The following is a 19640-nucleotide window of genomic DNA, read 5'->3' on the forward strand; positions in this document are numbered from 1 at the left end:
TCCCAGCAGGCGGCGAGGTGCACCCGGGCGGCCAGCGGCACGGCCGCGGCCGCCGGTGCCGACCACCACACCCAGCGCGGGGCGCAGCGCCGTTCGATCTCGGCGAGCTGCCCGGCGGCCTCGCCCGGCTCGGCCGCGGGCACCGCGAGGGTGACGGGTGCCGCGGCCGGGCGAGACGGCCGGAGAGGATTCGTGCCGGCCGGGCCCGCGTCACCGGCGAGATGGGCTGGCGGCGGGCCGGCGAGCGGGTGGTGGGCCAGGGCGAAGCCGACCTTCGGCACCACGACGAGCGCCAGGGGCTGGCGCGGGGCGAACTTCCCCGACCACAGGTCCGCGAGCGGTCCCGCGGCCGGGTGCGACGGGCTGGCCGACGTCATCGGTCGATTCTCACCGCCGGGTCCGACGGTTCGCGCCCCCGCCCGGCACCGGCCGGGGGCGTCCCGCAGGCGCGGCTCGCAGGGTGGCTCCGTGGCCGGACCGACCGTCATGGTGACCGGGAAAGCGGAAATGCTCCCGTTGGAAACGTGGAGCGGTAAGAATCCCCGTCGACGACGGATGTGTACCACGGGGGAAGGTGGATTCATGGCGGGGCGGGACAACGAGTACGAACGTCCCATCCTGCTCGGCTGCGGCGGTTGCGACGCCCGGTGGACGGCGCTGGCCGCGGCGCACTGCCCGAGCTGTCATGAGACGTTCGCGGGTGCCACCACCGGGTTCGACGCGCACCGGGTGAACGGGGTCTGCCAGCCCCCGCAGTGTGTCGGTCTGCGGCATGACCGGGGTTACTGGCTGGTCGCGGGCGAGCAGCCGCCTGGGCGCATCCTGCACCGCTCCGGGCAGCGGGCCGGCGGGGGCGGTGATCCGAGTGGATCGGCCCGGCCCCGCGGCGGCGGCGAGGTGCGGATGGCCGGCTGAGCGGATGGCCGGCTCAGCGTGCCTGCCCGGCGGGGCGCGCCTGGCGGGCCGCGATGCGCTCGGGGGTCGGCCAGCGCACGTCGTAGGCCCAGCCGAGCCGTTCGAACCCGCGGATGAGCGCGGCGCTCGGGTCGAGCTGGCCGGGCAGGACGCCGTGGCGGGCGCTGGTGGGGTCGGCGTGGTGCAGGTTGTGCCAGGACTCCCCCAGCGATGGGACGGCCAGCCACCAGACGTTCCTCGACTGGTCGCGGGCGGTGAAGGGCCGTTCGCCGACGAGGTGGCAGATCGAGTTGATGGAGAACGTGACGTGGTGCAGCAGGGCGATGCGCACCAGGGAGCCCCAGAACAGGGCGGTGACCGCGCCGGCCCACGACATGCTCCACAGCCCGCCGGCCACCGGCGGGATCAGGACCGAGGCGGCCACGCACCAGGGGAACGCGGCGGACACGGCCGCGATGTCGCGGTCGGCGAGCAGGTCCGGACAGAACCGCTCGGGGGCGGTGCGCTGGCGGTTGAACAGCCAGCCGACGTGTGCGTGCAGGAAGCCCCTGGCCACTCCGGCGGCGTCGCGGCCGAAGCGCCAGGGCGAGTGGGGATCGCCGTCGGAGTCGGAGTACTTGTGGTGACGGCGGTGCGCGGCGACCCAGTCGGTGACGCTCATCTCGACGGCGAGGCTGCCCGCCAGGGCGAGGGCGATGCGCAGGGGCCGGCCGGCCTTGAAGGAACCGTGGGTGAACAGGCGGTGGTAGCCCACGGTGATCCCGAAGCCCGAGACCAGGTACATCACCCCGCCGATGATCACGTCGTGCCAGCCCAGTCCGTGTCCCCAGGCCACGGGCACCGCCATGGCCACCGCGAGGAGGGGGACGGTGAGGAAGAGCAGCAGCACGATCTGTTCGCGCGGGGTCTTCAGGTCGGCGGAGATGTCGGGGCGGGCGGGCGGGCCCGCGTCGACGCGGTGGGATGTCGAGGGGTGGGATGTCGATGGGTGGGATGTCGATGGGGAGGACACATATTTCCTCTCACGAGGTTCGTCGGCTAGTCGGCAACCCTCGTCGGTTCTCCGAGCCGGGTCACGGGTGCTGGCCACCGGAACCGGTTCGGGTCCGCCCCAACAGTAGACGGGGGCGTGCCGGCCGGTCGGCGGCGCCGCGCGTCAGGCACGATCGAGGGACCATGACACTCACCGACCACCTTCCCGCGTCCGCGCATCCGGTAGCCGGCGCCGTTGGCCATGTACCCGGCGCCCCAGATCCGGACACCCTCTACGACGCCTTCACCGCCTGGGTCGCCGAGCAGGGCCTGGAGCTCTACCCCGCCCAGTCCGAGGCGCTCATCGAGATCGTCTCCGGGTCGAACGTCATCCTGGCGACGCCGACGGGGTCGGGCAAGAGTCTGGTGGCGGCCGGGGCGCACTTCGCGGCGCTGGCCGCCGGGCGGCGGACGTTCTACACCGCGCCGATCAAGGCGCTGGTGTCGGAGAAGTTCTTCGCGCTGTGCGCGATGTTCGGGGCGGCGAACGTCGGGATGATGACCGGCGACGCCTCCGTCAACGACACCGCGCCGATCATCTGCTGCACGGCGGAGGTGCTGGCGAACATCGCGCTGCGCGACGGGGTGGCCGCCGACGTCGGTCAGGTCGTCATGGACGAGTTCCACTACTACGCCGACCCGGAGCGGGGGTGGGCGTGGCAGGTCCCGCTGCTGGAGCTGCCGGGCACCCAGTTCGTGCTGATGTCGGCGACGCTCGGCGACGTGTCGATGTTCGAGGCGGATCTGACGCGGCGCACCGGGCGGCCCACGGCGGTGGTGCGTTCGGCGCAGCGGCCGGTGCCGTTGTTCTACCGGTTCGTCACCACGGCGCTGCACGAGACGATCGGTGAGCTGCTCGAGACCCATCAGGCGCCGGTGTATGTCGTGCACTTCACCCAGGCGCAGGCGTTGGAGCGGGCGCAGGCGCTGATGAGCGTGAACGTCTCGTCGCGGGCGGAGAAGGACGCGATCGCGGCGACGATCGGGAACTTCCGGTTCGCCGCCGGGTTCGGCAAGGTGCTCTCCCGGCTGGTGCGCCACGGCATCGGGGTGCATCACGCGGGGATGCTGCCGAAGTACCGCCGGTTGGTCGAGCAGCTCGCGCAGGCGGGGCTGCTGAAGGTGATCTGCGGGACGGACACGCTCGGGGTGGGGATCAACGTGCCGATCCGCACGGTGGTGTTCACGTCGCTGTCGAAGTACGACGGCACCCGGGTGCGGCTGCTCTCGGCGCGGGAGTTCCACCAGATCGCCGGGCGGGCGGGGCGGGCCGGTTACGACTCGGTGGGCAACGTCGTCGTGCAGGCGCCCGATCATGTGGTGGACAACATGCGGGCGTTGGCGAAGGCGGGTGACGACCCGAAGAAGCGGCGCAAGGTGGTGCGCAAGAGGCCGCCGGAGGGCACCGTCGGCTACGGGGAGCCGACGTTCGAGCGGCTGGTGGCCGCCGAGCCGGAGCCGTTGACGTCGCAGTTCACGGTGACGCACGCGATGCTGCTCAACGTCGTCAACCGGCCCGGGGACGCGTTCGCGTCCATGCGTCACCTGCTCACCGACAACCATTCGGATCGCGCGACGCAGCGCCGGCTGATTCACCGGGCGATCGCGATCTACCGGGCGTTGCTGGCCGCCGGGGTGGTGGAGAAGCTCGACTCCCCCGACGAGCTGGGCCGCACCGTGCGGGTGACCGGGGATCTGCAGCTCGATTTCGCGCTCAACCAGCCGCTGTCGCCGTTCGCGCTGGCCGCGCTCGAGCTGCTCGACCCGGCGTCGCCGACCTACGCCCTCGACGTGCTGTCGGTGCTGGAGGCGACGTTGGACAACCCCCGCCAGGTGCTGCACGCGCAGCTGAGCAAGGCGCGCGGCGAGGCGGTGGCGGCGATGAAGGCCGAGGGAATCGAGTACGACCGGCGGATGGAGCTGTTGGAGGAGGTCACCTATCCGCAGCCGTTGGGTGAGCTGCTCGCCGCGGCGTTCGCGACCTACCGGGGGGGCCATCCCTGGGTCGACGACTACGAGCTGGCGCCGAAGTCGGTGGCCCGGGAGCTCTACGAGCGGGCGATGACGTTCGCCGAGTACGTGGCGTTCTACGGGCTGGCCCGTTCCGAGGGGCTGCTGCTGCGCTACTTCGCCGACGCCTACAAGGCGCTGCGCCAGACGGTTCCGGACCACGCGCGCACCGAGGAGGTCATCGATCTCACCGAGTGGCTCGGGGAGCTGGTGCGCCAGACCGACTCCAGCCTGCTCGACGAGTGGGAGCGGCTGAGCAACCCCGATCCCGACGCGGTCGCCGCGGGTGGGGCCGGGGCGGGGTCCGTCGACGATCGGCCGCCGGCGGTGACGGGCAACATCCGGGCGTTTCGGGTGCTGGTCCGCAATGCGCTGTTCCGCCGGGTGGAGCTGGCCGCGTTGCGCCGCTATGACCTGCTGGGTGAGCTGGACGGCGCGGCGGGGGTGGCCGCGGGCGAGGGCCCGGTGTTCGACGCGGCGGGTTGGCAGCAGGCGCTGGCCGGCTACTACGCCGAGCATGACGAGATCGGCACCGGCCCGGACGCGCGCGGACCGGGGCTGCTGCTGCTCGACGAGCGGCCCGGGGTGTGGACGGCGCGGCAGATCTTCGACGATCCGGCCGGGGACCACGACTGGGGGATCAGCGCCGAGATCGACCTCGCCGCCTCCGACGAGGCCGGGGTGGCGATGGTCCGGGTGACCGCCGTCGACCGGCTCTGACCGGGCACACCGTCGGGGACCGGGGCACCGTCGGGGACCGGGGCACCGTCGGGGACCGGGGCACACCGTCGGGCCCCTTCGACCGGGGTCACCCCGCGATCCGGGCCGGGGCACGCGACTCGGGCGGTATCGTCACCCTGTGAGTACCGTACGGGTCTTCCTCCTGGATGACCACGAGATCGTCCGCCGGGGAATTCGGGAGATGCTCTCCGAGACCGGTGACGTCGACGTCGTCGGCGAGGCGTCCACCGCGGCCGAGGCGCTGCGCCGGATCCCCGCCACCAGACCGAACGTGGCGGTGCTCGACGCGCGGCTGGAGGACGGCAACGGCATCGACGTCTGCCGCGACCTGCGCTCGGCGCATCCCGACATCGGTTGCCTGATCCTCACCTCGTACGACGACGACGACGCACTGTTCGCCGCGATCATGGCCGGGGCCGCCGGCTACCTGCTCAAACAGATCAAGGGCACCGATCTGGTCGGGGCGATCCGCACGATCGCCGCCGGCCGATCCCTGCTGGACCCCGCGGTCACCCAGCGGGTGCTGACCCGGCTGCGGGAGGGCCCGGCGGAGGACCGCAAGCTCGCGGCGCTGGGCGAGCGGGAGCGCCAGATCCTCGTCCTCATCGCCGAAGGTCTGACCAACCGGCAGATCGCCGGGCGTATCCACCTGTCCGAGAAGACCGTCAAGAACTACGTCTCCGCGATCCTGGAGAAGCTGGAGCTGTCCAGCCGCACCCAGGCGGCCGTCTACGCGACCCGCATCGACAAGTAGCACCCCGCCGGCGCCGCGCCGCCCCTACCCCCCGACCGACGCGCCGGTGCGCGTCGGTCGTCGCCATGTCCGCGGGCCGCGCTCAGGGGCCCGGTCCTGCGCGCCCGGTCAGTCCAGATGGGTCTGGACGGCCTGCAGCGCCTCGGCGACGGTGACGGCGGTGCGGATCACCGTGGCGGACGGCCACGGGTCGGCACGCGCGGCCATCGCCCGGTGGATGGCCACCGTGGCCTCGGACGGGTCGGAGCCGGCGGCGACCCGCCGGGCGATGCGCGCCGCGGCGACCTCGGGTGCGGTCACGCAGTGCAGCTCCACCAGGTCCGCACAGACGTCCGCGGCCAGCGCGGCGACGGCGTCGCGGTGCCTCGCACTCGACCAGGACGCGTCGAGCACCACGCTCTCCCCGCGGCACAGCGCCGCCCGGGCCCGGCGCAGCATCTCGGCGTAGGTCGCGTCGGTGATCTCCGGGGCGTAGCGGCCGACCCCGAACTGGGCGTCGAACGAGGATGCGTCGCCGCCGACCGGCTGCGACCCGCCCCCGGGATGCGGCTGCCGCGGCTGCGCCTCGGCGGGCGGCTCACCGACGAGCTCCTGGCGGATGATGTCGGAGCGCAGCAGCACCCAGCCGTCGCCCACCTCGGCCAGCCGGCTGGCCAGCGTCGTCTTGCCGGTACCGGGCAGCCCGCCGACCACGACCAGGCGGACGCGGCCGGCCCGCAGGTGGCGGTGGGCGACGGCGAGCAGCCGGCGGGCGTTCTCCGCGGCGTCCGGATCCCCCTGCCCGCCGCGGATGCAGGCCACCTTCGCCCGCACGAACGCCCGATAGGCCACGTAGAAGTGCTGCAACGACCGGGGATGGACCTCGCCGCTGAACTCGCGGTAGGCCTCCAGGAACTCCGCGGCCTCCTCAGGGGCGCCGAGACGCTCCAGGTCCATGGCGAGGAAGGCGACGTCGCCGAGGACGTCGCCGAAGCGCAGCCGCGGGTCGAACTCGATGCAGTCGAGGATGCGGGGGCCGTCGTCGAGACAGAAGATGTCGTCGGCGAGCAGGTCGCCGTGCCCGTCGCGGATCCAGCCGGCCCGGGTGCGTTCGGCGAGCAGCTCGGCGCGTCCGGCGAGGTAACGCAGCGCCAGGCGGCCGATGTCGTCGACGACGGCGGCGTCGAGCTGGGTGCCGCGGTAGGCGGCGATGCCGGCCATCCCCTCCCGCCACAGGTCCTCCAGGGTGGCCCGCTCCCCCGCGGTCGCGATCAGCGGGGACGTCTCGCACCGCTGGTGGAACACCGCCAGCGCCCGGGCGACGGAGCGCAGCGCCGGGCCGAGAAGGTGCCCGCGGCGCACCAGGGTCGACAGCCGGCGGCTGGTCGGCATCCGCCGCATCACGACCACATGGTCGATCACCGCGCCGGAGTCGTCGCGCAGGTCGGCGACGCCGAGGTAGACGTCGGGGGCCAGGCGGCGGTTGAGCGCCACCTCCGCCAGGCACACCGCCTCCCGGGTCCGCCGTTCGGTGAAGTTGAGAAATCCCAGGTCGACGGGCTTCTTGCGCTTGTAGACGCGGTCGGCGGTCAGGTACAGCACGGCGCTGTGGGTCTCGCGGGTCTCACAGGTGGCGAGCTCGGCGAGCAGCGGGGCGCGTAGCCGGGGCGGCACGGACGCGTAGCCGGGGGACGCCGGCCCTGCCGTGGCCGCCACGCCAGCCGACGAGCTGCCGGCCGGTGAGCTGCCGGCTGACGAGGCGCCGGCCGACGAGGTGCCGGGCGGCGACGGGGTACCGGCGTTGCGGCTGTCGCCGGCTCCTGCGCCGGGCAGCGCATCCCGCACATACTGGACGGTCATGGCCTCTCCCGGGGTTGCGTGAAAGTCTCACGATCCTGACGGTCGACGCCCCGTTCCACCGTCGAACAGTCGAACACAGGCGTTCGATGGTTCTTCTTCGTCATGCTCGCCGTCCGTAGGCGATCTCACGACCGCCAGAGGTTGCCTACCCGGGGGACGTTCGGACCACCCGCGGTGGACATCCGTCCCGGATGCACCCAGGCCATGCCCCGCCCGCGAGGCCACATTCCCCAGGCAGGGCTGCCACCTCCACCAGGCAGGGCTGCCACGGCCGCGCCGCCCGGCCGGACCCGACCCCGTCCGGGCAGCCCGGCGGCCGGCCTGCGGCGTCGCCCGGCCGAGGCAACCGGCAGACGGTGTGCTCCGCGGCTGCGGCCCACCCGCGGAGAATGCGCGAGCGGGCCGGGAAAGAGCGGCGCGCGGAAATCCCAGGTGCGCGGGTCGCTGACCGCCAGCGGCGCGGGGGGAAGCGGCGTGCGGGGGAACCCGGTACCGCTCTCAGCGGTCCTCGAACTGGCGCAGGAACGCTTCCCGCTCGGCGGTCGCCCGGTTGACCAGAATCTCGGCCCGGGCGAAGGCGTCGTCGTCGAGTAACAGCTCCCCGCAGTACCGGTCGACGAGGCCGGCGAGGGTCAGCAGGATCGCGCGCAGCTCGGCCGGTGTCGCCGCGATCCACGACCAGGCGTTCTCCCGCATTCCGTAAACCGTGTGCAGAATGTCCTGGACGCTGAGCGCGCGCGGTCGGAGTGCCGGCACACCGTCGGCGGCCGGCCCGGAATCGGCGTCGGACCACATCCCGACCCGGGCACCGAGCGTCCAGGACGTCCACGGATCGCAGGCGACGTCGAACATCCGCCGGCCGCCACGGAACTGGACATGCCAGCAGGTCCGTTTGGCGAGAAAAAGCCCGTACTTCTCGGCCAGCGGCTCCAGAATCTCCATCACGGCCAGGTCGAACTCGGCTCCCGCTCGCCCGCCGCCGGCTCCATCGCCGTGCCCGTGTCGCATCGCCAGTCACCTCAGCCTTCCGGTCCGGACTCCCACCAGCCGGTTCCGCGGGCACGACGAGGCACGCGCGCATCGCCGGGTCGCGCCTGGGGTGCCGACGGACTCGGGGACCCGCGCTGAACTGTAGAAGACAACCGGGGATCGTGTAACGGAAATCGAGCCGCTTGTCCGCGGGATCGTGGATTGTTGGTCCGTCCGACCGGTGCTGTGCAGGTCAGCCACTCCCGGATATCCGAAACGGGACCACAAACAGGTCAGGAGACGGGCGGCGTCGATCCCCGAGATCGAAAGAGAACCGCAGGTCAGCCCGCCGAGCCAGAAGCCCAGAAACCGAACGTAACCGACCGGGAACCTATCGAAGGTGCCCCGTCGACCCGATGGTTCCACCACGGAAGGGCCATCAGGGGACACGGAAGGGCCGCCAGGGGACCACGAAAGGCCCATGGATCACCTCCACCGGGAGGAGATCCATGCCGGGCGTCGAGCGCGGCGGTGGACGGTGCGCCGAGGGACGCGCAGCGGACAGGAGTCATCGGGAAACGGTGGTCGTGCGCCGGCACGCCCTCGGCGGCATCGGCGCAATCACCGCGATCACCGGGCCGGGGACGTCGTCGATCTCCGACCCCGAGCCGGAACCTCGACCTTCGCCCACGGTGCGCCGCGGAGAAAGTGCAAGTCCCGCGCCACCACAGGACCCGCAGAGCCCGCTCTCCCCGCCCGGCCACCACCAGCCCGGACTTCGGACCTACCTCGTCTAGCGGCGGTCGGACTCGGAGCCGACCAGCCCGGAGCCGGACTCCGCCGGCTGGCCGGGGATCGCGGCGGTCCCGCCGTCGGCCTCGCTGGACGCGCCACCCGCGCGCACCGGGAACGCCAGCGCCTCCATCTGCGCCCGCCGGTGAGGCGGGATGACCGTCGGCGCGCCGTTGACGAGGTGGACCAGGATGCTGTCGCAGAGCCCGAGGCAGACGCCGTCGCGGAACAGGCCCGCGCTGTGCACGAACGAGGAGGTGCCGATCCGGCCGACGCCGCAGCCGACGACGTACGTCGCGGGATAGTGCGCCTCGGCCAGGTAGTGGATCGAGATGTTGGCGACGACGAAGGTGAAGCCCTCGAACGGCACGGGCTTGCCGTCGGTGAAGATCCGCCAGTCGAGGGTGATGCGGGCGTCTTCGTAGAAGGAGGCCAGCGCGACGTTGTTCAGGTGGCCGTTGCCGTCCAGGTCACTGAACCGCGCCTGGACGGGGTGACTGAGCGGGTAGCTGGCGAGGCTGAGCCGCTCCGGATCGCGTCTGGGGTCCATCCCGCCACTGTGCACACCTGCGGGGTCGATGGTGTCCTCGTGCAAGCAATCTCTCACCGGCGGACCTGGCGTCACCCGCCCACCGGCACGCCGGCGATGATCGTCTGGCGGACCTGGGCGGCGCAGGGGTCCCGCAGGGCCACCCGCAGGGGGCGGTGCAGCAGGCAGAGGTCGGCGGGCGCGCCGACCCGCACCCGGCGCAGGCGGGTGGGATCCGCCGGATCGCCGAGGAACAGCGCCAGGGCCGCAGGGGGGTCGAGGCGTTCGTCGGCCCCCAGGACGATCCCGGCGGCGGTCCGCCGCGCCACCGCGGCGCCGATGGCCCGCCACGGGTCGGGATGGCCGAACGGCGCGTCGGTGCCGGCGGCGAGTCCGATGCCGGCCCGCACGAGGGAGGCGGCCGGGTACAGCGACGCGGGATCCTCGTCGGTGACGTCGACGAGGTAGTGGTCGCCCCGCTCGGCGATGAAGTTGGGCTGGGTGACCACGATGAGCCCGGCGCGGCGCAGCTGCCCGTACAGCTCGGGCGGCACGACGGCGCCGTGCTCGAGGCGATCGCCGCGCCGCGGGCCGACGGTGGCGAGTGCCGCGAGGGTCAGCACCGTCTGGACGCGGGTCACGCAGTGCACGGCGACCGGGTGGCCGGCCCGGTGCGCCGCGGCGAACCGGGCGGCGAGGGCGTCGAGGTCGGGCAGCGTGTCGTCGTCGAGGATCACCTTCACCGGCCCGCCGACGACCCGGTCCCCCGCCGGGGCGTCGTCGGGGGTGGGCTGCGGTTCGGGTCGCATGAGGGTCAGCCGCTGCGGCAGCTCGCCGCGGGCGGCGGCCGCGGCGAGGGTCCGGTGGTGCTCGGCGGAGCGGCCGGGGGTCGCGTCGGTGAATCCCGTGATCCCCGCCGCGGCCGCGGCGCGGCCCACGGCGGCGAGGTCGACGGCCACCGGGGGCACCGCGGCGTGGCGGCGCAGCCAGCCGTCCATCCGCCACAGGCGCCCGGTGGGCGCCGCGGTGGCGTCGCGTTCGACGCCCGGCAGGTCGCAGCCGTCGATGCCGGCCAGGCGCAGCGCGGGCGAGTTGAACACCCACAGTGCCCCGCCCCGGTGCTGCACCCGCACCGGCCGGTCGGGCACCAGCGCGTCGAGGGCGTGCCGGTCCAGGTCGCCGGCCACCGAGGGGTGGTAGCCGACCGCGCGCACCCACCGCGCCGGCCCCGCGCCCGGCGCGGCCCGCAGCGCCGCGCGCAGCCCGGCGACGTCGACGACCTCGGGCGGCCCCACCCGCACCGACGACGCCGACGCCGCCAGCGACAGCAGGTGGACATGATGGTCGTGCAGCCCCGGCAGCAGCGCCCCGCCGGCGGCGTCGATGACGCTCTCCCCCGGGCGCGGGCGCAGCGGGTCGGCGCTGACCTCGACGATGAGCCCGCCCAGAACCCGCACGTCCGCGACCCGCGCCCGCGGGATCGGCCCGTGGCCGCCCCGCCGCCCCGCCCCCGGTGCGCCGCCGGCGGCCTGCGCGGCGGCCAGGCCAGGCAGCTCCGGCAGCTCCGCCCGGCGGATGAGCATCGCCTGACGCCCCGATGCCTGCGCAGCTTCCCCCATCCACGTCACCCTACGACCGCCGCCACACAGGACCCGGTCCCCCACCGGCCACCGGCCACCGGCACATCGGCCGGGCCGGCTACGGCTGCGGGCACCTGCTCGCCCCGGGCCGCACCGCCGTCGTGGCCCGACCATGCGCGGGTGGCGGGGCGGCCGGACGAGGAAAGCGCGGGCGCCGACCGGGTGGGCGGCCGATACTGGCTGTTCATGGGAAAGACCTACGAACGCCTCGACGGCCGGCTGCGCGGCTTCATCGAGGAACAGGTCGTCTTCTTCGTCGCGACGGCGCCCCTGTCCGCGCAGGGCAGCGTCAACCTCTCCCCCAAGGGCCGCGCCGGGACGCTCACCGTCCTCGACGAGCGGACCCTGGCCTACCTGGACTTCGGTGGCAGCCACGCGGAGACCCTCGCGCACCTGCGCGAGAACGGGCGGATCACGCTCATGTGGTGCGCGTTCAGCGGTCCCCCGGCCATCGTGCGGGTGCACGGGCGCGGCGAGCCGGTGTTCCGCGACGACCCGCGCTTCGCCGGGCTGCTCGCCCGGTTCGACCCGCGGGCGGCCGACCCCACCGGGCTGCGGTCGATCATCGTCGTGACGGCCGAACGGATCAGCGACAGCTGCGGCTACGCCGTGCCGTTCCTGGAGTACCGGGAGGAACGCAGCCTGCACCGGGAGTACTTCGGTCGCCGGACCGACGAGGAGTTCGCCGCCTACTGCGAACGCAAGGAGTACAACGGCACGAGCATCGACGGCCTGCCGGCGCTGCCTCTCCCCCTGCCGCCCCTGCCCCACCCTTCGCCGGCACCGCACCATCCCGCGCCGGCACCGCACCATCCCGCGCCGGCACCGTCGCCACCGGCGGCGGCTGGCTAGCACCGGCCGAGATGGCCGGCCCGACCGCGACCTGGAGTGTGGAGAACCGATGAGATTCGCCGTCCAGCACGCAGTGGCCGATCCCGCCTGGTCACCGCAGATCCTCACCCCGGACGCGGTGACGGGTTTCGCGCGGGCCGCGCAGGAGGCGGGTTTCGCCGCGCTCGGGTTCAGCGACCATCCCGCGCCGTCGGCGCGGTGGGTCGACTCGGGCGGGGAGGGCAGCGCCGACCCACTGGTGTCGCTGGCCTTCTGCGCGGCGGTGACGAGCAGCATCCGGCTGTTCACCTGGGCGCTGGTGGCGCCCTACCGCAGCCCGCTGCTGACCGCGCACCAGGTGGCGACACTCGACGCGCTGTCCGGGGGGCGCCTGACGCTCACCCTCGGCGCGGGCTACCTGCGCTCGGAGTTCGGCGCGCTCGGCGTCGACTTCGACGGTCGCCTCGCGGCGTTCGACGAGACGGTGGACGTGCTGCGGGCGAGCTGGGCGCAGCCGCGGCTGGCCCACAGCGGCCGGCTGCTGGAGACCCGGGGCACCAACATCCAGCCGCAGGTGGTCCAGCAACCGCACCCACCGCTGTGGCTGCATGGCAACAGCGCGTGGGGGCGGGAGCGGGCCGCCCGCTACGGGCAGGGCGTCGTCGCCCTGCTCACCAACGACACCCTGGCCCGCACGATCCGCACGGCGGCCGTGCCCGGCGTCGACGGGTTCACCAGGGTCGTCGACGACGTCCGTGCCCGCCTGGACGCGGCGGGGCGCCCGCACGACGCCGTCGACGTGGTGGCCACCGGCATGTGGCCGCAGCTCGACACCCGGCTGGGCTGGGACGCGGCGGCCATGCTCGACGACGTCGCGACGTACGCCAAGCTCGGCGCGGACTGGATCGTGATCGCGGTCTGCGGCGACGACCCGGCCGCGGCCGAGGACACCGTGCGCCGGTTCGGGGAGGAGGTCGTCGCCCACGCCGCCGACCCGGTGTAGCCGGATCCGCGGCGCGGCGAGGTGGACGCGCCGCGGCCGGTCGTCACGTGCCGGGCCGGCCCGGTGCCGGGCTGGCGAAAGGGCCGGGTTCGCGAAAGGGCCGGGTTGGCGGAGGTGCCGAGGTGGCGGGAGGTGCCGAGGTGGCGGGAGGTGGCGAGGTGGCGGGAGGTGGCGAGGTGGCGGGAGGTGGCGTGCCGGGCCTGTGCGCGGGTCGGGTGGTCATCGTCACGGGGGCCGGGAACGGGATCGGGCGGGCGCACGCGCTGGCGTTCGCCGCCGAGGGCGCCCGCGTGGTCGTCAACGATCTCGGCGGCGACCGCGCCGGCCGCGGCCGCGACGGTGGGCCCGCGGCCGCGGTGGTCGAGGAGATCCGCGCGGCCGGCGGGCAGGCGGTGGCGAACACCGACGACGTCGCCGACTTCGCCGGGGCTCGCCGCCTCGTCGCCCAGGCGATCGAGACGTTCGGGGGGCTGGACGTCCTGGTGAACAACGCCGGGATCCTGCGCGACCGCACCCTGGTCAACATGACCGAGGCGGAGTGGGACGCCGTCGTGCGGGTTCATCTCAAGGGCACCTTCGCGCCGACCCACCACGCGGGCGTCTACTGGCGCGACGAGCACAAGGCCGGGCGCGGGCGGGCCGGGCGCGTCGTCAACACCAGCTCGCCGTCGGGGCTGTTCGGCAACGTCGGCCAGACGAACTACGGCGCTGCCAAGGCCGCCATCGCCGGGTTCACCGTGACCGGCGCGCTGGAGCTCGCCCGCTACGGCGTGACGGTGAACGCGATCGCCCCGCTGGCGCTGACCCGGCTGACCGAGGGTCTCACCGGCGACCTGACCGAGCAGCAGGCGGCGAGGATGAGCGCCGAGCACATCGCGCCGCTGGTGGTCTGGCTGGGCAGCGAGGCGTCGGCCGGGGTGACCGGGCGGGTGTTCGCGGTCGTCGGCGGCACGATCACCGTGTTGGAGGGCTGGTCCAACGGGCCGGCCGTCGACATTGACGGCGTCTGGGAACCGGGCGCGCTCGGCGAGGTCATCCCCGACCTGGTCCGCGCCGCCGCCCCGAACGCCGACCTCACCGGCGCCCGCCCCCGGCGGGACACGCCTACCCGCGGCTGAGCCGGCGGCGGTCGCCCGGCAGGCCGCGCCATCATTGATGATCATGGGGGGCGACACGTCGTCAACGGCGTTGATTATCTTGCTGACGGCGGGGGCGGTCAGACCGGGACGGCGAGGGTGGCCGTGTAGCCGGCCGTGACGGCGCCGGTGACCGTGGCGAGCTGACGGTCGTAGCCGTCGCCGAAGACGTTGTCGCGGGCCAACGACAGGCGGGCCAGGTTGGCGGCGCTGCCCGGGTAGCCGGCCGTGGCGTACACCGCGGCGGCGGCGCTCTGCGGCAGGGCGAGCTGCGAGGTCCGCACGGGCGAGCCCGACGAGGTGGCCGCCGAGCGGTCCGCGTACACCTCGAAGTGCACGTGCGGCCACCGCCCCGCGTACGCGCCGGGGAAGATGCTGGTGAACCGCACGGTGCCGTCCGCGCCGGCCACCTGGACGCCGCGCAGGTAGTTCTCCCCGGCGATCGCGTCGGAGTACAGCGAGTACCGCCCCTGGCTGTCGCAGTGCCACAGGTAGACGGCGGCTCCCGCGTACGGCGCGCCGCCCCTGGAGGTGTCGAGCACCCGCAGGACGATGCCGAGCCCGACACCGGTGGCCACCGCCGAGGCGGCGGCGAAGCTCGACCGGATGTCGGCGCGCACGATACCGCTGTCGTCGAGCACGTTCGGCCCGTTCGACCCGTCGGCCGGGTAGGGCCCCGACGTCTCCTCGGGGATCGCCGCGTCCGTGTCGCCGGCCGCCTGCGCGGTGGCGTCTGCGCTCGACCCTCCAACCCCGCCCGCCGTGCCCCCGGCGGGCGGGGCACCGCGGGTGCCGGCGGTCGCCGCGGCCGTACCGGTCTGCTCCGACCCGCCGCAGCCGGCGATCCCCGCGGCGGCCAGCAGCCCGCCGCCGGCCAGCAGGCCCAGCACCCGGCGCCGGCCGAGAAGGGTCCGCAGGTCGAAGCGGAGACCAAGGTCGTGGTCGTCGCGTCCCCCGCGCCGGTCCTGACCCCGGTCCCGGTCCCGGTTCTGGTCCCGGTTCTGGTCCCGGTCCCGGTTCTGGTCGTCGACGTGGTCGTGGTGCGCGTGGGTGGTGTCGTGGTCCCGCATGGGCCTCTCCCGTCAGCCGTCCGCCCGGTCCGGCCGCGCGCCTCGGCCCGGTGTCGGCGGGTGCGGGGCTCGGTCGGCGGGCGGGACCACCGTAGGCAGCGCTCCCTGTGCGGACGCTGTGAGCCGCCTGTGTGACCGCTGTGCCGCCTCGGCCGGCCTGGGCCGGGCCCGGTCCCGGCGACGGGGTTGGAACGGGGCTGGGGCGGGGGGAGCTGGCGGGGTCGTCAGGGGGTGCCGTCGAGGAGGCGTTGCAGTCCCGGCGCGCACAGGTCCACGATCCGGTCGCGTTCCGCGGCGCTGATCGCCTCGGCGTGCACGATCTTGCGCAGGACGCCGAGGCCGAGCAGGTGCGCGAGGACGAGCTCGGCCCGCAGGGCGGCGTCCGGGCCGGTCAGGCGGGCACGCAGCCGGGCGACGACCTGATCGCGGAAGTTGTCGCGCAGCAGGGTGGCGTGCTCGCCGTGCTGGAGCGCGAACGCGACCCGGATGAGCGGGTCGCGGCGCTGCTCGTGCGCGTCGAGCAGCGCGTGGAGCAGGTGGCGGCCGAGGTCGGGCAGCGGCGCGTCGAGCAGTCGGTCGATCTCGTCGCCGAACCGGGCCACCCGGGCGAAGAGCTGTTCCTTGCTGCCGAAGTACTTCAGGACCAGCGGCGCGCTCACCCCGGCATCGGCCGCGATCGCCTTGAGCGTGATGGCGGCGTAGGGCTGGCGGGCGAACGCCCGGCGGGCCGCGGCGATGATCGCCTCCCGGCTGACCTCCGCGTCCCCCCGCGGTCGGCCCCGCCCGGTCCCGGCGGCGCCCGCCCCGGCCTGTCCGCCCCCGCCTGGGACCGCGGACCGCGGACCGCGCCGGCCGAGCTCGGAGCGGGACTCGTCGGAGCGGGTCTCGGAATGGGTCTCGGAATGGGTCGTCGAGGGGCTCGTCATGGTCCGGTCCTCCGCCCGTCCCGGGATGCGGCGGACGTCCCCGGCCGGGACGCCTGAGCCTGCACGGTACCGCTCACCGACGCCGCACCGTGCCCGCCCCGGCACCGACGGGGATGTCCGGCACCGCTGTCATCGGCACCGCTGTCATCGGCGTCGCCCTCACCGCGTCGCCCTCACCGGTGTCGCCCTCACTGCGTCGCCCTCACCGGTGTCGCCCTCACCGCGTCGCCCTCACCGGTGTCGCCGCGGCCGAGGCCTGCTCCCCCGTCCGGCCCCCGTCACCGCGGGCCGCCTCGCCGGGGCGCGGCGGGCCGCCGGCCTGCACCGGCACGGCCACGTCGGCGTGGTCACGGGAGGGCACCAGGCCGCCCGCCACGAGGGCGAGCGCCCCCACCACACCGGCCATCGCGAAGACGGTCTGGAAGGCACCGAGACTCGGCACGGCGCCGACGGAGGTCGTCATGGTGATGTGGCTGAGCAGCGCGGCGACCGCGGCGCTGCAGATCGCCTGCCCGACCGTGCGCAGCAGGACGTTGAGTCCGTTGGCCGCGGCCGTCTGCGTGCGGGGAACCGCACCCATGATCAGCATCGGCATGGCCGAGTAGGCCAGCGCCGTTCCGGCGGCGACCACCGCCGCCCCCACGACGATCATCGTCAGGTTCTCGCTGGTGAACAGGCGCAGCAGGTATCCGGCGACGAGCGCGGACGCGCCGAGCAGCAGGGTGGTCCGCGGGCCGCGGACCGCGGTGATCCGCGCCGAGACCGGCGACAGGGCGACCATCGCCACCCCGCCGGGCAGCAGGCACAGGCCGCTGGCGAACACCGACAGGCCCAGGCCGTACCCGGTCTCCTTCGGGACCTGGACGAGCTGGGCGGTGGACAGCGAGTTGGCGTAGAAGGAGAACCCGATCAGCAGCGCCGCGGCGTTCGGGGCGAGCACCGCGGGCCGCCGCGCCAGGCGCAGGTCGACCAGCGGGTCGGCGACGCGCAGCTGCCAGCGGGCCCAGCCGACGAGGATCACCGCCGCGGCGAGGATCAGGCCACCGAAGCGCGGGCTGGTGAAGCCCCAGTCGGCCGCCTTGGACAGGGCGAGCAGCAGGCACAGCAGGCCCAGCGCCAGCCCGACCGCGCCGGGGACGTCGAAGCGGGCGGGGGCGCGGACCTTCGACTCGCGCACGAGCAGCCCGGCGAGGACCAGATCGGCCAGGCCGAGCGCACCGGTCACCCAGAACATCACGTGCCAGTCGGCGAACTGGATGATCAGGGATGCGAACGGGACGCCGAGCGCCGCGCCGATGCCGACGGTGGCGCTCATCAACGCGACCGCCGAACCGACCCGGTCCGCAGGCAGCTCGTCGCGCAGGATGCTGATCGACAGCGGCACGACCGCGAGGCAGGCGCCCTGCAGGCCGCGGGCCGGGATCAGCAGCCAGATGTTCGACGTCAGCGCGCACAGGATCGACCCGGTGGTCAGCATCCCGAGCGCGACCAGCAGCATCCGCCGCTTGCCGTAGATGTCGCCCGCCCGGCCGAACAGCGGCGTGACCACGGCACCGACGAGCAGGGTGACGGTGAGCAGCCAGCTGACGTTCGACGCCGACGCGCCGGTGAGGCGGGGCAGGTCGGGCAGCAGCGGCACGATCGAGACCTGCGAGATCGCGGTGAGGATCCCGCCGACGCCCAGCACGGCACTGAGCTCCCGGGAACGCCCGCCGCCCGCCGCGGGGGGCTCCCCCGTCGCGGCGGCGCCGACCGGATGCACGGCAGGTTCGTCCACGTGACTCCTCGGGATGATCGACGACAGGCAACGGCCACCACATTGGTGAACTACCGTTCACCACCATAGTGAACGGCGGTTCACCGCCGCGTGCAACCGACCCCGTGCCGGCCGCCACCCATCGGGATACGTGAACGTGCAGGTCGGGCCCCATTCCCCGCCGCGGCGGCGGGGCGTCGTACCGTGCCCGAGGGCGCGATGCCCCCGTACGGCGGAGCACCCCGGTGGCGACCCGGGGGCTCCCCGGCCTGCCGCCGCCGCATCCCTCGCCGGGCGGACCGGGGCTGCCGGCGGACCCGGGGCTTCGCCGGCCACGCCGCTCCCCCGGCCACGCCGCTCCCCCGGCCACGCCGCTCCCCCGGCCGCGCCGCTCCTCCGGCCGCGCCGCCCCGGCCGCAGGGCTCAGTCGACCGCGGCGCTCGGCGTGGCCGGGTCCGTCGCCGGCTCGGCCAGGTCGGCCCGCTCGCCGGGGTCGGCATGGAGGCGACCGCTGGTGACCCGCAACGGGCGGCCGCTGCCACCCCAGCGACTCTGGATGATCTCCGCGGCGATCGAGACGGCCGTCTCCTCGGGCGTGCGCGACCCCAGGTCCAGGCCGATCGGGGAGTGCAGCCGCGCGAGGTCACCCTCGGCGACGCCGCTGTCGCGCAGCCGGCGCAGCCGGTCGGCGTGGGTGCGCCGCGACCCCATCGCCCCGACGTAGTGCGCCGGGGAGCGCAACGCGGCGCGCAGCACCGGGATGTCGAACTTCGGGTCGTGGGTGAGCACGCAGATGACCGTGCGGGCGTCGACGACGGTGCGGTCGAGGTAGGCCGTCGGACGTTCGCAGACCACCTCGTCGGCGTCGGGGAAGCGCCGGGACGTGGCGAACACCGGCCGGGCGTCGCACACCGTGACCCGGTAGCCGAGGAAGCGGCCGATCCGCACCACCGCGGCGGCGTAGTCGATCGCGCCGAAGACCAGCATCCGCGGGGGCGGCGCGAACGACTGGACGAACACGCCGATCGCGTCCGGCCGCCGCTGGCCCTGCGGACCGTAGTGGCGCACACCGCTGCGACCGGCCGCGAGCAGCCCGCGGGCGTCGTCGACCGCGGCGACGTCGAGTCCGGCGATCCCGGACGAGCCCGCCGTGCGGTCGGGCCACACCGCCACCTGCCCGCCCAGCCCGTCGCCCCCGACGACGGTCAGCAACGCCACCGCCTCGTCGGCGGCCAGCGCGGCGAGGACCGCGTCGAGCGCGACGCCCGCACGCCGCTCGCCCGCACGTTGATCGTCCGCGCCCGTACCCGGCCCGTGGGCCGGGTACGGGATGACGACCAGGTCGATGATCCCGCCGCAGGTCAGGCCGACGGCGAAGGCGTCGTCGTCGGAGATGCCATAGCTGGCCAGGGCGGGGACGCCGGTGCGGATCGCCTCGGCCGCGGCCTCGTAGACCGCGCCTTCGACGCAGCCGCCGGACACGCTGCCGACGACCTCCCCGTCGGCGGCGACGGCCATGGCGGCACCGGGCTGGCGGGGCGCGCTGCCTCGCACGCCGACGACGGTCCCGACGGCGAACGCGGTGCCCGCGGCCCGCCAGCGCCGAAGCACCTCGGCGATCTCGCGCACCGGCGCCACCCCTCCCGCCGCCGACCGACCCACCGACCTGCGCGGGCGCCTGCCCATGAAATCCGCCG

General features: G+C 74.5%; 15 protein-coding genes and 1 pseudogene. 6 read left to right on the forward strand and 10 right to left on the reverse strand.

Features of this window, described 5'->3' with window-relative positions; translation table 11 throughout:
* Positions 1–377 (reverse strand): annotated as a pseudogene (locus tag FRAQA3DRAFT_RS08275) (hypothetical protein); the annotation flags it as partial.
* A gap of 205 nt (positions 378–582) precedes the next feature.
* Here FRAQA3DRAFT_RS08275 and FRAQA3DRAFT_RS08280 point away from each other — a divergent pair.
* On the forward strand, positions 583–915 hold the full coding sequence (locus FRAQA3DRAFT_RS08280; RefSeq protein WP_009738614.1) for a hypothetical protein: 333 nt from the start codon (positions 583–585) through the stop codon (positions 913–915).
* Positions 916–928: 13 nt separating this feature from the next.
* Here FRAQA3DRAFT_RS08280 and FRAQA3DRAFT_RS08285 read toward each other — a convergent pair whose 3' ends face one another.
* A complete protein-coding gene (locus FRAQA3DRAFT_RS08285) occupies positions 929–1927 on the reverse strand; it encodes an acyl-CoA desaturase (RefSeq protein WP_009738615.1) in 999 nt (332 codons plus the stop codon).
* Between the two features lie 164 nt (positions 1928–2091).
* Between FRAQA3DRAFT_RS08285 and FRAQA3DRAFT_RS08290 the strand changes: the two genes are divergently transcribed.
* Both FRAQA3DRAFT_RS08290 and FRAQA3DRAFT_RS08295 read left to right on the forward strand, forming a co-directional pair.
* Positions 2092–4677 (forward strand): RNA helicase, encoded by a 2586-nt coding sequence (locus tag FRAQA3DRAFT_RS08290; protein ID WP_009738616.1) that lies wholly within the window; start codon positions 2092–2094, stop codon positions 4675–4677.
* A 139-nt stretch (positions 4678–4816) separates the two neighbouring features.
* On the forward strand, positions 4817–5452 hold the full coding sequence (locus FRAQA3DRAFT_RS08295; protein WP_009738617.1) for a response regulator transcription factor: 636 nt from the start codon (positions 4817–4819) through the stop codon (positions 5450–5452).
* Positions 5453–5560: 108 nt separating this feature from the next.
* Here FRAQA3DRAFT_RS08295 and FRAQA3DRAFT_RS08300 read toward each other — a convergent pair whose 3' ends face one another.
* From FRAQA3DRAFT_RS08300 to FRAQA3DRAFT_RS08315, 4 genes are all read right to left on the reverse strand, one after another.
* Positions 5561–7291 (reverse strand): AAA family ATPase, encoded by a 1731-nt coding sequence (locus FRAQA3DRAFT_RS08300; RefSeq protein ID WP_009738618.1) that lies wholly within the window; start codon positions 7289–7291, stop codon positions 5561–5563.
* A gap of 498 nt (positions 7292–7789) precedes the next feature.
* A complete protein-coding gene (locus tag FRAQA3DRAFT_RS08305) occupies positions 7790–8299 on the reverse strand; it encodes a hypothetical protein (RefSeq protein ID WP_009738619.1) in 510 nt (169 codons plus the stop codon).
* Positions 8300–9053: 754 nt separating this feature from the next.
* Positions 9054–9647: a thioesterase family protein gene (locus tag FRAQA3DRAFT_RS08310; RefSeq protein ID WP_232291971.1), complete on the reverse strand. Its 594-nt coding sequence runs from the start codon at positions 9645–9647 to the stop codon at positions 9054–9056.
* A 26-nt stretch (positions 9648–9673) separates the two neighbouring features.
* Positions 9674–11200: an amidohydrolase family protein gene (locus FRAQA3DRAFT_RS08315; RefSeq protein WP_009738622.1), complete on the reverse strand. Its 1527-nt coding sequence runs from the start codon at positions 11198–11200 to the stop codon at positions 9674–9676.
* Positions 11201–11407: 207 nt separating this feature from the next.
* On the opposite strand from FRAQA3DRAFT_RS08315, the gene FRAQA3DRAFT_RS08320 reads away from it, so the two are divergent.
* The 3 genes from FRAQA3DRAFT_RS08320 (at position 11408) to FRAQA3DRAFT_RS08330 (ending at position 14173) form a co-directional block, all read left to right on the forward strand.
* Complete coding sequence (locus tag FRAQA3DRAFT_RS08320; protein WP_369809449.1) at positions 11408–12073, forward strand: pyridoxamine 5'-phosphate oxidase family protein; 666 nt, start codon at positions 11408–11410, stop codon at positions 12071–12073.
* A gap of 49 nt (positions 12074–12122) precedes the next feature.
* Positions 12123–13055 carry an LLM class F420-dependent oxidoreductase gene (locus FRAQA3DRAFT_RS08325; RefSeq protein ID WP_009738624.1) on the forward strand — a complete coding sequence of 311 codons (933 nt, stop codon included), beginning with the start codon at positions 12123–12125 and terminating at the stop codon, positions 13053–13055.
* Between the two features lie 191 nt (positions 13056–13246).
* Positions 13247–14173: an SDR family oxidoreductase gene (locus FRAQA3DRAFT_RS08330; protein ID WP_009738625.1), complete on the forward strand. Its 927-nt coding sequence runs from the start codon at positions 13247–13249 to the stop codon at positions 14171–14173.
* 98 nt (positions 14174–14271) lie between these two features.
* Here the strand turns inward: FRAQA3DRAFT_RS08330 and FRAQA3DRAFT_RS08335 are convergent, their stop codons facing one another.
* The 4 genes from FRAQA3DRAFT_RS08335 to FRAQA3DRAFT_RS08350 form a co-directional block, all read right to left on the reverse strand.
* A complete protein-coding gene (locus FRAQA3DRAFT_RS08335; RefSeq protein WP_009738626.1) occupies positions 14272–15261 on the reverse strand; it encodes a protocatechuate 3,4-dioxygenase beta subunit in 990 nt (329 codons plus the stop codon).
* 224 nt (positions 15262–15485) lie between these two features.
* On the reverse strand, positions 15486–16187 hold the full coding sequence (locus FRAQA3DRAFT_RS08340; protein WP_009738627.1) for a TetR family transcriptional regulator: 702 nt from the start codon (positions 16185–16187) through the stop codon (positions 15486–15488).
* 217 nt (positions 16188–16404) lie between these two features.
* Entirely contained in the window at positions 16405–17964 is a 1560-nt protein-coding gene (locus FRAQA3DRAFT_RS08345) for an MFS transporter (protein ID WP_009738628.1), read from the reverse strand.
* Positions 17965–18366: 402 nt separating this feature from the next.
* Entirely contained in the window at positions 18367–19572 is a 1206-nt protein-coding gene (locus FRAQA3DRAFT_RS08350; RefSeq protein ID WP_009738629.1) for an XdhC family protein, read from the reverse strand.
* Between the last annotated feature and the right edge of the window lie 68 nt (positions 19573–19640).

Origin of the sequence: Frankia sp. QA3 (genome assembly GCF_000262465.1) — a bacterium.
Classification (GTDB): Bacteria; Actinomycetota; Actinomycetes; order Frankiales; family Frankiaceae; genus Frankia.